At 58.9% G+C, this 13390-nt stretch carries 17 protein-coding genes; 14 read left to right on the top strand and 3 right to left on the bottom strand.

What is annotated here, in order from left to right:
- The first annotated feature begins 24 nt into the window (after positions 1 to 24).
- Positions 25 to 738, top strand: coding sequence for a 5'-methylthioadenosine/S-adenosylhomocysteine nucleosidase (mtnN, locus tag ACFFIY_RS11250; RefSeq protein WP_354195140.1), 714 nt, complete (start codon positions 25 to 27; stop codon positions 736 to 738).
- A 133-nt stretch (positions 739 to 871) separates the two neighbouring features.
- Here mtnN and sigK read toward each other — a convergent pair whose 3' ends face one another.
- Positions 872 to 1603 (bottom strand): RNA polymerase sporulation sigma factor SigK, encoded by a 732-nt coding sequence (sigK, locus tag ACFFIY_RS11245; RefSeq protein WP_354195142.1) that lies wholly within the window; start codon positions 1601 to 1603, stop codon positions 872 to 874.
- Positions 1604 to 1755: 152 nt separating this feature from the next.
- Here sigK and ACFFIY_RS11240 point away from each other — a divergent pair, with 152 nt between their 5' ends.
- The 11 genes from ACFFIY_RS11240 (at position 1756) to ACFFIY_RS11190 (ending at position 10396) form a co-directional block, all read left to right on the top strand.
- Positions 1756 to 2277, top strand: a complete 522-nt coding sequence (locus ACFFIY_RS11240; protein WP_354195576.1) for a YqeG family HAD IIIA-type phosphatase — start codon at positions 1756 to 1758, stop codon at positions 2275 to 2277.
- Positions 2274 to 3377, top strand: a complete 1104-nt coding sequence (yqeH, locus tag ACFFIY_RS11235; RefSeq protein WP_354195144.1) for a ribosome biogenesis GTPase YqeH — start codon at positions 2274 to 2276, stop codon at positions 3375 to 3377. The genes ACFFIY_RS11240 and yqeH overlap by 4 nt, the downstream gene beginning before the upstream one ends.
- Before the next feature lie 14 nt (positions 3378 to 3391).
- Positions 3392 to 4255: a shikimate dehydrogenase gene (gene aroE, locus ACFFIY_RS11230; protein ID WP_354195146.1), complete on the top strand. Its 864-nt coding sequence runs from the start codon at positions 3392 to 3394 to the stop codon at positions 4253 to 4255.
- On the top strand, positions 4218 to 4514 hold the full coding sequence (gene yhbY, locus ACFFIY_RS11225; RefSeq protein ID WP_354195148.1) for a ribosome assembly RNA-binding protein YhbY: 297 nt from the start codon (positions 4218 to 4220) through the stop codon (positions 4512 to 4514). The genes aroE and yhbY overlap by 38 nt, the downstream gene beginning before the upstream one ends.
- Entirely contained in the window at positions 4507 to 5109 is a 603-nt protein-coding gene (locus ACFFIY_RS11220; protein ID WP_354195150.1) for a nicotinate-nucleotide adenylyltransferase, read from the top strand. Before yhbY ends, ACFFIY_RS11220 begins: the two co-directional genes overlap by 8 nt.
- On the top strand, positions 5078 to 5632 hold the full coding sequence (yqeK, locus tag ACFFIY_RS11215) for a bis(5'-nucleosyl)-tetraphosphatase (symmetrical) YqeK (protein ID WP_354195152.1): 555 nt from the start codon (positions 5078 to 5080) through the stop codon (positions 5630 to 5632). Before ACFFIY_RS11220 ends, yqeK begins: the two co-directional genes overlap by 32 nt.
- Before the next feature lie 16 nt (positions 5633 to 5648).
- On the top strand, positions 5649 to 5999 hold the full coding sequence (gene rsfS, locus ACFFIY_RS11210) for a ribosome silencing factor (RefSeq protein WP_354195154.1): 351 nt from the start codon (positions 5649 to 5651) through the stop codon (positions 5997 to 5999).
- Positions 5996 to 6739: a class I SAM-dependent DNA methyltransferase gene (locus ACFFIY_RS11205; RefSeq protein WP_354195156.1), complete on the top strand. Its 744-nt coding sequence runs from the start codon at positions 5996 to 5998 to the stop codon at positions 6737 to 6739. The genes rsfS and ACFFIY_RS11205 overlap by 4 nt, the downstream gene beginning before the upstream one ends.
- Before the next feature lie 98 nt (positions 6740 to 6837).
- A complete protein-coding gene (locus tag ACFFIY_RS11200; protein WP_354195158.1) occupies positions 6838 to 7458 on the top strand; it encodes a helix-hairpin-helix domain-containing protein in 621 nt (206 codons plus the stop codon).
- 68 nt (positions 7459 to 7526) lie between these two features.
- Positions 7527 to 8087, top strand: a complete 561-nt coding sequence (locus tag ACFFIY_RS11195) for a ComE operon protein 2 (RefSeq protein ID WP_354195160.1) — start codon at positions 7527 to 7529, stop codon at positions 8085 to 8087.
- A 2-nt stretch (positions 8088 to 8089) separates the two neighbouring features.
- On the top strand, positions 8090 to 10396 hold the full coding sequence (locus ACFFIY_RS11190) for a DNA internalization-related competence protein ComEC/Rec2 (protein ID WP_354195162.1): 2307 nt from the start codon (positions 8090 to 8092) through the stop codon (positions 10394 to 10396).
- A gap of 41 nt (positions 10397 to 10437) precedes the next feature.
- On the opposite strand, the gene ACFFIY_RS11185 is transcribed toward ACFFIY_RS11190, so the two are convergent.
- Complete coding sequence (locus ACFFIY_RS11185) at positions 10438 to 10572, bottom strand: YqzM family protein (RefSeq protein WP_354195164.1); 135 nt, start codon at positions 10570 to 10572, stop codon at positions 10438 to 10440.
- Between the two features lie 171 nt (positions 10573 to 10743).
- Between ACFFIY_RS11185 and holA the strand changes: the two genes are divergently transcribed.
- Entirely contained in the window at positions 10744 to 11760 is a 1017-nt protein-coding gene (gene holA / locus ACFFIY_RS11180; protein ID WP_354195166.1) for a DNA polymerase III subunit delta, read from the top strand.
- A gap of 147 nt (positions 11761 to 11907) precedes the next feature.
- Here holA and rpsT read toward each other — a convergent pair whose 3' ends face one another.
- Positions 11908 to 12159 (bottom strand): 30S ribosomal protein S20, encoded by a 252-nt coding sequence (rpsT, locus tag ACFFIY_RS11175; RefSeq protein WP_354195168.1) that lies wholly within the window; start codon positions 12157 to 12159, stop codon positions 11908 to 11910.
- 161 nt (positions 12160 to 12320) lie between these two features.
- Here rpsT and gpr point away from each other — a divergent pair, with 161 nt between their 5' ends.
- Positions 12321 to 13379 (top strand): GPR endopeptidase, encoded by a 1059-nt coding sequence (gene gpr / locus ACFFIY_RS11170; protein ID WP_354195170.1) that lies wholly within the window; start codon positions 12321 to 12323, stop codon positions 13377 to 13379.
- The last annotated feature ends 11 nt before the right edge of the window (positions 13380 to 13390 follow it).

The following is a 13390-nucleotide window of genomic DNA, read 5'->3' as shown; positions in this document are numbered from 1 at the left end:
CCCCGTTCGGAACGGAGGATTAGGATGAAAATTGCAGTGATCGGTGCCATGGAGGAAGAAGTGGAACTTCTGCGGAGCCGCATGGACAACCCGGAAACGACCGTGATCGCAAACAGCGAATTCACGGAAGGCACGCTTGCCGGTGTGGAGGCGGTGTTGCTCAAAAGCGGCATCGGCAAGGTGAATGCCGCCATGTCGACGGCCATCCTGCTTGACCGGTTCAAACCCGATGCGGTGATCAATACCGGTTCTGCCGGCGGATTCCATGCGGACCATGAAGTCGGCACCGTCGTCATTTCAAGCGAAGTGCGCCATCATGACATGGATGCGACGGCATTCGGATATGAAATGGGGCAGGTCCCCCAGATGCCGCCGGCTTTTTCGGCCGACGCGGAACTGGTCCGGATTGCGGGCGAAGCCGTCGATGAAGTCGGCGAACATCCGCATGCGGAAGGGCTGATCGTCACGGGCGATGTGTTCATGGCGGATCCCGAACGCACGGAAGCGGTCCGACGGCAGTTTGCGGGCGTGCTCGCGGCGGAGATGGAAGCAGCGGCCGTCGCCCAGGTGTGCCATCAGTTCGGCGTGCCGTTCGTCGTCATCCGCGCCCTGTCCGACATCGCCGGAAAAGACTCGGCCGTGTCCTTTGATGAATTTCTTCCCCGGGCGGCGAAGCACTCCGCCGAAACGGTCGTCGCGGCCATCTCGAAACTCGGGCGCGCCCGTGATATACTATAAGGGGAAACCAATCGGACCATTTTGGACAGGAGTGAACAGCATGATTTATATTATGGCAGGCGTAGTAGTCCTGACAGGTGTGCTCAGCGCCATCATGATGGCGCAGCTCGGTTCCGAGCGCGAATAAACACCGTCAGTCGGCCCTTCTTCCGCTACTTGCGGAGGAGGGGCCTCTTTCGTGCTTGAACTGCTGGTAAAGCTTCACGAGCGCACGCTTCTCGATCCGGGATACATAGCTTCTTGAAATATTGAGCTGCGCTGCGATGTCCTTCTGTGTCATCGGAACGTCATCGAGCAGTCCGTAGCGGCGCTGGATGATTTCCAGTTCCCGCGAATCCAGCTTCGTCAAGTGGCGGTAAAGCCGGTCAAAGCGCTCTTTGCGTTCCAGCCGTTCGTCGGCCGTCGATTCATCGATTTTCAGGATATCCGTGATCTGGAGAGAGTAGCCGTCCTTGTCAGTGCCGATCGGCTCGTAGAGGGAAACGTCTTTCTGTACTTTTTTCTGGGCGCGCAGGTGCATGAGGATCTCATTCTCGATGCACCGGGCGGCGTAGGTGGAGAACTTCGTCTTTTTGTCCGGCGTGAAGCTGCCGACCGCCTTCATGAGGCCGATCGTGCCGATGGAGATGTAGTCATCCAGTTGTTCGTGCTTCGGATGGAATTTCTTGACGATGTGGGCAACGAGCCGCATGTTGCGTTCGATCAGGATGTCCCGGGCCTCTTCATCACCCTCGGCGACCCGCCTGAGGCAGTCCGCCTCTTCTTCGGCGTTCATCGGCTTCAGAAACGCCTGGCCTTTCAGATACCCGAACATCGCGGGGATTTCAATCCAGAGCTGCAGCAATGCCGCAAACATCCCGCTCACGGGAACACCTCCGTCATCGTTTCTGTCACCATATGTCAGGAGGAGGCGATTCATGAGGCGCGCACCCGCAGAACAATACCCGCCGGAGGTGAGTGTTCGGCGGGCCATATGGTATAATCGGGAAAGAATTCAGAGGCAATGGAGTGGATCGGGTGTATCGTCATTTTTTACCGAGTGAATATGTCAAAAATGTATTCCGGGTCACGCCGGAAAAACTGAAGGAAAACGGCATCCGCGGAATCATCACGGATCTCGACAACACGCTCGTCGAATGGGACCGTCCGGATGCAACAAAAGAGATCATCGAATGGGCGGAGGAGCTGAAGAAAGCCGGGATCCGGGTGACAATCGTCTCCAACAACAATGAGGGTCGCGTGAAGGCTTTCGCCGACCCGCTCGGCATCCCGTTTATTCATAAAGCGAGAAAGCCGATGGGCCGCGCGTTCCGGCAGGCCGTCCGCCAGATGGGCATGGAGAAGGACGAAGTGGCGGTGATCGGCGACCAGCTGATGACCGACATCTTCGGCGGCAACCGGAGCGGGCTGCATACGATCCTTGTCGTGCCGGTCTCTTCAAAAGACGGCTTCATCACGAAATTCAACCGGCAGGTCGAGCGCCGGATCATGAAAAAACTGAAGCGCCAGGGGCTTCTCGACTGGGAGGACGTCAAATGACAGAACCGATCGCATGCACCGGCTGCGGAGCCATTCTGCAGACGGAAGATGAACAGGCACCGGGATTTGCGCCCGCTGCCGCGCTGGAAAATGAAATGCCTCTTTGCAGGCGCTGTTTCCGGCTGAGGAACTACAACGAGATCCAGCCGGTCCCGCTGACGGACGACGACTTCCTGAAAATCCTCAACACGGTCGGCGATTCCAAGGGACTGGTCGTCTACGTCGTGGACATTTTCGACTTCAACGGCAGCTGGATTCCGGGACTTCACCGGTTTGCGGGGAAAAACCCCGTTCTCCTCGTCGGCAACAAAGTCGACCTGCTGCCGAAATCGGTGAAGGAATCAAAGCTCAAAAACTGGATGAAGGCGGAGGCGAAGAAGCTCGGCCTCCATGCGGAAGACGTCCTGCTCGTCAGTTCGTTCAAAGGAACGGGCATTGCCGAGGCGATCGGGGAGATCGACCGTCTGCGCAAGGGCGGGGATGTGTTTGTCGTCGGCTGCACGAACGTCGGCAAGTCGACGTTCATCAACCGGATCATCAAGCAGGTGGCGGGAGAAGGAGACATCATCACCACTTCGCACTTCCCGGGAACAACGCTCGACATGATCGACATTCCGCTGGATGACGGCAAGTCGATCTTCGATACGCCCGGCATCATCAACCACCACCAGATGGCCCACTATCTGGACACATCCGAACTCAAGGCGATCACGCCGAAAAAAGAGATCAAGCCGAAAGTGTTCCAGCTGAACGAGGGGCAGACGCTCTTCCTCGGCGGACTTGCACGGTTTGATTACCTTCAGGGGGGGAGGACCGCATTCACGGTCCATATCTCCAACTCGATTGAAATCCACCGCACGAAACTCGAGAATGCCGATGCACTGTACAGCCGGCACCTCGGGGACATGCTGGCACCGCCTTCCGGCAAGTCACTGGAAGGGTTCCCGAGGCTTGTGAGACATGAATTTTCAATCAAAGAGGGAAAGACGGACATCGTCATTTCGGGTCTCGGCTGGATCACCGTCCAGCAGCCCGGAAAAGTCATCGCGGTCCACGCACCCGAAGGCGTCGAAGTCATGCTGCGTCCTTCCCTGATCTGAACGGAGGGACCGCAATGAAAAAATGGTACGCCGTGCTCGGCGATCCGGTTTCGCATTCAAAATCTCCCGCCATGCACGAAGCATGGTTCGAGGAAAACGGGCTGGATGCATCCTATGTGCCGGTCCATGTCCCCGAAGGAACGGTCGGGGAAGCCGTACAGGCGCTGAAAACGCTCGGAGCTTCGGGCTGGAATGTCACGGTGCCGCACAAGCAGGCCATTATCCCGTACCTGGATGAGATCGACCCGCTTGCCGAACAAATGCAGGCCGTCAATACGGTGAGCCTGCTGCCCGGCGGAAGGCTCCGCGGTTCCAACACAGACGGCCCCGGATTTGTCGGATCACTCGAGCAGGCGGCCGGCACCGGTCTTAAAGAGAAAAAGGTACTCATCATCGGCGCAGGAGGCGCTTCAAGCGGCATTGCGCTTGCCCTTTCGCAGGCGGGCTACCGGAGCGTCTCAGTCTGCAACCGCACGGTGAAGAAAGCGGAAGCCGTCGCTGCGCGGACCGGCGGGGAAGCCTTATCCCTGCAGGAAGCGGAGAGGCGTCTCGGCGAGTTCGGAATCGTGATCCAGACCACGCCGGTCGGCATGTCGACCGGCAGCTCCGGGCTTCCGCTGGGTCTCCAAAACCTGTCGCCGGGTGCGGTCGCCGCAGACATCGTCTACAGCCCGCTTGAGACGGAGTTCCTGAAGGCGGCCGCAGCAACCGGCTGCAAAACCGTGGACGGCCTCGGGATGTTCGTCTTTCAGGGGGCGCTCGCCTTCGAACGATGGACGGGCATCTTGCCTGACACGCAAAAAATGAAAGATCGATTAATGAATGAAATGGGGAATACAGATGTTAACGGGAAAACAGAAAAGCTTCTTGAGAAGTGAGGCCCACCACCTTCAGCCGCTGTTCCAGGTCGGCAAGCACGGCGTCAATGACGAACTCGTCGCCGGGGTGGGAGACGCGCTGGAAAAACGGGAATTGCTGAAAGTGAGCGTGCTCCAAAATTGTCCGGAAGACCGCGGAGAAGTAGCGGAGAAGCTGGTCGGCGGGACGGGCGCCGAACTTGTCCAGACGATCGGCAACACCATCGTCCTGTACAGAGAGTCCAAAGAAAACAAGCGGCTGCTGCTGCCCCGTGCCTGAACGGCGACCGAGGATCGGCATACTCGGCGGGACATTCAACCCGCCCCACGCCGGGCATCTGATGATCGCGGAAGGTGTCCGCGATGCATGCGATCTGGATGAAGTCCGCTTCATGCCCAATGCCATTCCTCCGCATAAAGTGAAGGCGGGGGATGCCGACGCCGGCCAGCGCCTCCGCATGACGGAGCTGGCGATTGCAGGAAACCCTCATTTCTCGGTCGAAAAGACGGAAGTCGAAACCGGCGGCATTTCCTATACTTCCCGGACGATGGATCTGCTGATCGAAAAAGAACCGGAAACCGAATTCTTTTTCATCATCGGCGGGGACAGCGTCGATCAGCTCGGCAGCTGGTTTGACATCGACGGCCTGATCAAAAAAGTCGGGTTCATCGGCGTCGGCCGACCCGGCAGTGCAGGAATCACCCAATATCCGGTCCAAATGGCCGATGTCCCGCAGATCGACCTGTCCTCCACCGAAATCCGGCGTCGCTTGTCGGAAGGCCGGACGGTCCGCTATCTGCTCCCGGATCCAGTCATTTCATTTATCCGGAAGGAGGGTCTCTATGGAAGCGGAAACGATAAAATCGGAAGTTGAAAAACGATTGCCTGCAGGCCGTTTTGCGCATGTGCTGCGCGTTGCAAACACCGCGGAGGAGCTCGCCCGGCTCTTCGGGGAAGATCCTGCACGCGCCCGGACGGCGGCGCTTCTCCACGACGTGGCGAAGGCGATGCCAAAAGAGGAGCTCCGTGAAATGGTCCTGTCGGAGGGGGATCCGCAGAAAGTGCTCGGTTTCCACCATGAACTGTGGCATGCCCCTGCCGGAGCCCTCATCGCCGAGCGGGAATTCGGCATCGCGGATCGGGGCATCCTGAATGCCATCCGGTTCCATACTACGGGAAGAGCGGGCATGTCCGCGCTGGAGCAGATCATCTACACGGCGGACATGATCGAGCCCGGCCGTGATTTTCCGGGAGTGGAAGCACTGAGGGAAGAATCCCGGAAGTCGCTGTCCGGCGGCGTGGCCGCCTGCACGGCACATAATTTATGCTACCTGGCGGGGAAGCGGGCCGGCATCCATCCCGACACCCTCGCCTGCTACAACGATAGTCTTCATTGAAAGGAAGTTTGAATCCATGACGAACGACACATTGCTCGAGACGGTTTTTCAGGCAGCCGACGACAAAAAGGCCGCTGATATCGTCGTCCTCAACATGCAGGGCATTTCACTCCTCGCCGATTATTTCCTCATCTGCCACGGAAACTCCGAGCGCCAGGTGCAGTCCATCGCACGCGAGATCAAAGACAAGGCCGAGGAATCCGGCTATGAAGTGAAACGGATGGAAGGATTTGAAGCAGGACGCTGGATTCTGGTGGACATCGGTGACGTGGTTGCCCATGTTTTCCATAAGGACGAGCGTTCCTACTACAACCTGGAGCGGCTCTGGGGAGATGCTCCGGAGCTTGACCTGGGCGGCGTCAGATGACCGGTTCTTCCTACAGCGCCTTCGCTTCCGTCTACGACAGTCTGATGGAGGACATTCCGTACAATGCATACGCGGAGCTGGTCCGCAGGCTCGCCGGTCCCGGAGACGGACGCCGGCTGCTTGACATCGGCTGCGGGACGGGGGTGCTGTCAGCGATTCTCGCCAAGGCGGGTTATTCGGTGACCGGCATCGACAGTTCGCCGGACATGCTGACGATTGCCCGCGACCGTTTCTCTGCACTTGATCTTGACGGACAATTTTTTGAACAGCGGATGGAAGCATTGGAAGGGCATGAGGGCTTTGACGTAGCGGTGATCGCAATCGACTCCCTGAACTACGTGGCGGGCCTCGACGAGGTACGGTCGGTGTTCAGGGGCGTCTGGGACGCGCTGTCGCCGGGCGGCCATTTCATTTTTGATGTCCATTCCCCGTTCAAGATGACCGATCTGTTCCTCGACGGCCCGTTCACTGCAGATTTGGATGAGGTGTCTTATATCTGGCACACCTATCCGGGAGACGAGCCGCTGTCGGTCGAGTCGGAGCTGAGTTTCTTCATCCGACGGCCGGACGGCCTGTACGAGAGGCGGGAGGAATTCCATCTGCAGCGGTCGTTCCCGCCGGAAGTGTACGCGGAACTTCTCGTGCAACAGGGATTTTCGGTTCCGGGCATCACGGCGGACTGGACGGACGGGCCGCCTCAGCCGGAAAGCGAGCGGCTGTTTTTCCATGCGGTGAAATGAGGGCTTCCTTCCATGAGCCAAATCGGTTATAGTGGAGGGGACTCCATGGCCCGCCGCCCGAAGGAAGGACTGAGCCTTTCATCGCGGCCTGGCTGAAGATGTACTGGAGGAAGCTGATCCCCCCGATTGCCGCTTCCTTCTTCGTTCTCTGCATCATCCTGTATACAATGTCAAGCCGATCCGCGGTCCAACCGACGGATCTGTTCATCGCTTCCGACGAAGGGGTGACCGGCGTGACTGCCGATGACCGGGCGGATTCTTCCGCTGCGGTCATTTTTGTCGATGTCAAGGGGGCGGTGGCCAAGCCGGGCGTCTACAGCGCGGAAGAAGGGGACCGGGTGATCGATGCCGTCGGCCGGGCGGGGGGCTTCCTGCCGGATGCGGTGCCGGACGCCGTCAATCATGCCGAACGGCTGAGGGATGAGATGGTCATCTACGTGCCGTTTTTGCTCCAAGAGGGCGGGGAGGAAGAAACGGCCGGAGCGTCCGCGGCGCCCGGTCCTCCCGTCTGGGGAGGAGATGACGGCCGGGTGAACCTCAACACGGCGGATGCGGCAGAGCTGATGACACTGCCGGGAATCGGCCCGGCGAAGGCGGAAGCGATCATTGCCCACCGTGAGCAAAACGGGCCGTTCGGCAGCCCCGAGGACCTCATGCAGATTTCGGGGATCGGCGAAAAGACGTTCGCCCGGCTGGAAGAACTCATCATTGCCCGGTAAAAGAGCTTGCCGGCAATTTCTTCAACCGATACACTTAGATGGACAAACATCAACGGGAGGCGTACTCCATGGAGCGAATTGAATGGCACCAGTTTTTCATGGCGCAGAGCCATCTTCTTGCCCTGCGCAGCACCTGCACCCGGCTCGCGGTGGGGGCCACCGTCGTCAGGGACAACCGGATTGTCGCCGGCGGCTACAACGGCTCCATTTCGGGCGGGGACCACTGCATCGACAAGGGATGCTATGTGGTCGACAATCACTGCATCCGCACGATCCACGCTGAAATGAATGCACTTCTCCAGTGTGCCAAGTACGGGATACCGGTGGCGGGCTCGGAAATTTACGTGACGCATTTCCCCTGCCTTCAGTGCACGAAATCCATTATCCAGGCCGGTATCTCCAAACTGGTCTATGCAAAAGACTACAAGAACCACGAATATGCGGTCGAATTGCTGGCACAGGCCGGCGTCCAGGTGGTCAAGGTTCCTTTTGAAGAAGGGAAAATCGATTTTCTGGCGGAAAGAAAGCTCGGCCTGTATGAGGAACTGATCGGGCGCCTGGAAGAAGCGGGCGCCGATCCCGGCATGGTCGCCGATTATGAAAAGAAGGTGAAAGAGCTATTCGTCTGACATTGCTGGACAATCCGGTCGTCTTCCTTGCGTTGCCGGCCGTTGCAGCCGCGGCCTCCGCGGCGGGATCACCGGTGTATCTGCTGCTGGTCCTGCCGGCGGGGGCCGTTTTGTTGTTCGGCCGCGAACCGCCGGAGGCCTGGCTGTCCTCTCTCGTTGCCGCAGCCGTCATCTTTGCCTTCATGTCTGCCGGTGAAAAACCGCCGCCTGATCCCGGTCAGGCGCCGGACCTGATCGAGTGGACGGACCGGGTGGCGATCGACGGCGATACGATGAGAGGCTTTGTGCGCGGTGAGGAAGGCCGCCGCTGGTATGCGACTTACCGGTTCCGCAACCCAGCCGAGAAAGAACAGTATGTTTCCGCCGGGGCGGCCGGGCGCCGTTTTGGCGTCAAGGCCATCCGGTCAACCCCGGCGCCTCCCTCACACCGGTATGCATTCAATATGGAAAAGTGGCTCCGTTCGGAAGGAGCCGCAGGTGTGATCGAAATCGAGGAAGCGGTGTATGCCGGCCCTGCACCCGGCCCCGCGGCGGCACTCCGGAGACACCGCGAGCGGCTCAGGACGCATATTCGGAAAACCTTTCCCGAGCCTGTCGCCGCCGAGGCGGAGGCCTTGCTGATCGGCGAACGTACTGGGGTCGATCCGGAAGACGAGCGGGCCTACCGCCGTCTCGGCATCACGCATCTGTTCGCGATCTCCGGACTGCATGTCGGCATCCTGACTTTTCTGCTGCGGGAAGGGTTGCTGAGAATCCGCCTCCGAACCCATCTGGTCCGTCTCCTCCTGCTGATGTTCCTGCCCTGCTACGCGCTGATCGCCGGAGGGGCACCGTCCGTCTGGCGGGCGGTGCTCGTGTCGTCCCTCCTTCTCATCGGCGGCGGGGGACTCCGCACCCGGAGGCTGGACCTTTATCTGACCGCCGGCATGATCCTGTTTCTGCTCATCGACCCCCACGCCGTCTTCAAGCCCGGCTTCCAGATGAGCTATGCAGCCGCTTTTTCGCTGATCCATTCAGAAGCCATCCTCTCACGCGCCGCCAACGCGCTTCAGCAATCATTCCTCGTCACGGCGGTCTGCCAGATCGCCGTCACCCCCATCTTGCTCATCCACTTTTTTGAAACGTCCATTTCCGCCTTCTTGGCGAATCTTTTGTTCGTCCCGCTGTTTTCTGCCGTCGTCCTGCCTGCCAATCTGCTGTTCCTGTTCCTGAGCTATGCCGTCCCGCCGGTTGCGGACCTGCTGTTCGGTCTTTATGTGCCGGTCCGCGGCCTTCTCGGCGAATGGATCCGGATCGCGGGAGATCTTCCGTATTCCGTCTGGACGCCCGGCCGGCCGGAGATTGCCGGGCTGCTGCTGCTCACCGCCGGCATCCTGCTGTTTTTCGTGCTCGTGGAAAAGAGATGGAAGCCGGTGAAGGCAGCAGCCGCCGCATTGCTGCTGCCGGTGCTGGTCCTCACTTTTTGGCACCATGGGGATCCTTCTCTGAGGGTCACGTTCCTCGACGTCGGACAGGGGGACGCGGCGGTGATCGAACTGCCGCACCGGCGCGGGGTGCTGCTCGCAGATACGGGCGGCGTGCTCCGTTTTCAGCCGGAAGAATGGCAGCAGCGGCAGGGCCGCTTTGAAGTCGGCAACCAGATTGTCATTCCGTTTCTGAAAGGCCGGGGAATCGGTGCGCTGGATCAGCTTGTCCTTTCCCATCCGGATGCGGACCATGCCGAAGCGGCCGACGAAGTGATCCGGGAACTGCGCGTGCGGGAAATCCACATCGGGCCGGACACTTACGGAGATCCGGGGTATGCCGCCGCCGTGAGAGCGGCGGCGGAGCGGAAATCACCGATCCGGGAAATGAGGGAGGGTCACGCGTGGACCGCAGGAGGAGTCCGTTTCCGATATGTGAGCCCGGAGCCGGAGAAGGACTATGAAGGAAACAATGACTCGCTCGTGTTGCATGCGGAAAAAGGGGAACATCGGTTTTTGTTCACAGGGGACCTGGAAGCGGAAGGCGAAAAGGCGATTGTGGAGAAATACGGGGAGACGCTCCTGCCGGTGACCGTGCTGAAAGCCGGCCACCACGGCAGCAAAACGTCCAGCTCCGAAGAGTTTCTGGCAGCCGCCGCCCCGGAACTGACCATCATCTCGGCCGGCCGGAACAATCGGTACGGGCATCCGCATCCCGAAGTGGTCGCCCGGTTCGGCGAGCTGGGACTGAGTACGGCATCCACCGCCGATCACGGCTCGATCACGGTCATTTCAAAAAGAGGACGGCTGCTGATTGAAACGACAACTCAGGAAAAAGGGCAATAAAAAAACAAGGACCCCCGGCAAAGCGGGAGTCCCTGTTTCAATCAGCGTGCAACGAGTTCGACAATCGTAGCGATGACAAAGATAAGAGAAAAGAAAACAAAAGATACGACAAAGCCCATGCCGGCATCAAGTACGTCGTTGCGCTTCGTTTGCGGATCCTGTTCGAATTCGTTCATTGCTACCCCTCCTAATTCAAAACTAATTATAAGGGATGACACCGAAAAAAGCTATATTGTTCGGGCGGTTCGTCCCGCGTTCTCAAAGCGTTCATAAATTCTTCACAAACTCAGGTGCGGGCGGCTCATGTATAATAGGGATAGAAACAGCGGGGAATGGAGTGTTCGACGATGATCACGGAACAGTGGAGAAAAATTGCGGAAGGCCGGCTCTCGCCTGTCTATCTCATCAGCGGAACGGAAATGTACTTTTTCGACGAGACGATCCGACGGCTGAAGGAAGCCCTTCCGGATGCGGCAACCTCCGAGCTGTCGGTGTTCGACCTGGACGAAACCCCGGTGGAGGCGGTGATCGAAGAAGCCGACACCGTGCCGTTTTTCAGCGACCGGAAGCTCTTGATCGCAAAAAATGCCAACTTTTTGAGAGCCGCCGATAAATCCAGGGAAAAAGTGGTCCATGATCTGGACCGACTTGCGAACTGGCTCGAGCATCCGCCGGAAAGCGCCGTCACCCTCTTCCTCGCTCCGTACGAAAAGCTTGATGCCAGAAAGAAAATCGTCAAGCAGTTCAAAAAGCAGGCCGTCTGTCTTGAGGCAGAGCCGCTCAAGCCGCACGACATCGAGACGTGGGTGAAGCAGGAAGCCGCCCGGCAGGGGAGCCGGATCACGGACGCCGCGGTCCGGACCTTCATATCGCGTGCGGGGGAAGACCTTTTGAAGCTCGGCACCGAAATGGAAAAACTCGACCTGTATGCGGGCGAAGGACACGAGATCGGCGAAGAGACCGTGAACCTCCTGATTCCGAAGACGCCTGAGGACGATGCCTTCAAACTTCTGGACGCCTATATCGGCGGCCGCACGGGAGAGGCTCTGTCGATCTACCGGGACCTCCTCCGTAACCGGGAAGAGCCGATCCGTCTGAACGCGCTGCTTGCGAATCAGGTGCGCCTCATGATCCAGGTCGGCGTGCTGAAGCGCAAAGGGTATCAGCAGCCGCAGATCGCCAAGCAGCTGAAAGTCCATCCATACCGGGTGAAGCTGATTCTGGAAAACCGCAGGATGGCGGACGAAGCCGGTCTGCTGCAGGTTCTTTCGCGGCTGGCCGAAGCGGACCTCCGGCTGAAAACCGTGTCCGGAAACCGGGAGCGGGTGCTCGAACTCGTGCTGCTGCACCCGGTGACGGGCTGAACGGAACGAATTCCAACTGACCAAGCGGCCGAAAGCCATCCCGGGGACCGGTTTTCCCCGCGGATGGCTTCATTTCGGAACAAGAGCGCCCGGCGGCAGACAAAAACCCCGTCCGAATAAATCGGACGGGGTTTTCCCGGACGGAAATTATTGAGCCTTTTTCGTCAGACGGGATTTTTGGCGGGCAGCCGTGTTCTTGTGGATCAGCCCTTTATTTGCCGCTTTGTCGAGTTTCTGGACTGCGTCCTTGAGAAGCTCGTTAGCATTTTCATCTTTGTTTTGAAGAGCAGTTTCAGCTTTCTTCATTGCCGTACGCATAGCAGATTTCTGCATCGTGTTCTGTGCGTTCACAGCTTCGTTCTGGCGTACGCGTTTGATCGCTTGTTTGATGTTTGGCAATGGATTCACCTCCATTCAGGGTGGGGTAAAGTAGCCCGATTCGGATCATGCCGTTTCCGTGCAACAAAAGTTATTCTATCAAAAGCGCGCGGCGATTGCAATAAACAAACCGCAAGAATATTTCCTTGACAGCCGGGCAAACTGTGACGGAGGTGAAGGATATGGCAATCAGTTTCGGGAGAACCGATCTGCTGGACGAGTCGGAAGAGATGGTGCGCCACCGCACCGAGCAGGAAAAAGACAAGCTGAGCGAGTCGTCGGGCATCGAGTTTGAAGAAAAGCGGGAAGGCCGTTTCATCGTGACCGAAATCCGTGTGAACGCTGACGGCGGCGAAAAAATCGGCCGAAAGCCCGGCACCTATATCACGCTGACGGCCCCCGGACTGACGGCGGACGACGCCGAGGGCTTTGCGGATCTGGAGGCCATCCTGTCGCGCAAGCTGAAGGACATGCACCGCCCGCTCGGTCTGCCGGAAACTCCGAAAGTGCTCGTGGTGGGGCTCGGCAACCGGTCGGTCACGCCGGACGCCGTCGGACCGTATGCGATCGACCGGCTCCAGGAATCCGTGCCGATCGTGCCGGCCGACGAGCGGACGATCATCGCCTATGCCGCCGGCGTCACCGGCCAGACCGGATTTGAAACGAGCGAATTTGTCGCGGCGCTCGGCGAACGGATGAAGCCGGACCTGATCATCGTCATCGATGCGCTCGCCGCAAGAGACAGCACGCGGCTATGCCGGACGATCCAGATCACGGATACCGGCATCCATCCCGGCTCCGGTGTCGGAAATTCAAGAAAAGAAATTTCCAGCGAGGTGCTCGGCATCCCCGTGACGGCGATCGGCATCCCGACCGTCGTGGACGGGCCGGTGATGGTGTCGGATGCCATTGAGTCGGTGTTCAATTATATTGCCCAGAAAATCGAACAAAGCAACGCGCCGTCATCTGCACTTGCCGTCACGCCGTGGCTCCATGACAAATCCGAACCGGCGGACAAGAAAGTGCTGAAGCCGATCTTCGGCGAATGGTCCCAGTGGTCCAAAGAAGACAAGCAGCAGCTGTTTGAAGAAGTGCTGTCATCGGACGAACAGGGAATGTTCGTCACCCCGAAAGAAACGGATGCGTGGATCCTGCAGTACGCCACGCTCATTTCGGCCGGCCTGATCAATTGGCTGGCACCCGGCAGTCCGGGTTCTGAATCCCCTTCTTCCGCCATATAGTGCGGGAGGAG

The sequence above is a fragment of the Bhargavaea ullalensis genome, assembly GCF_042432615.1.
In the GTDB taxonomy this organism is placed as follows: Bacteria; Bacillota; Bacilli; order Bacillales_A; family Planococcaceae; genus Bhargavaea; species Bhargavaea ullalensis.
Note: the sequence above shows the minus strand (reverse complement) of the source record. Positions and strands in the feature narration are given on the sequence as shown.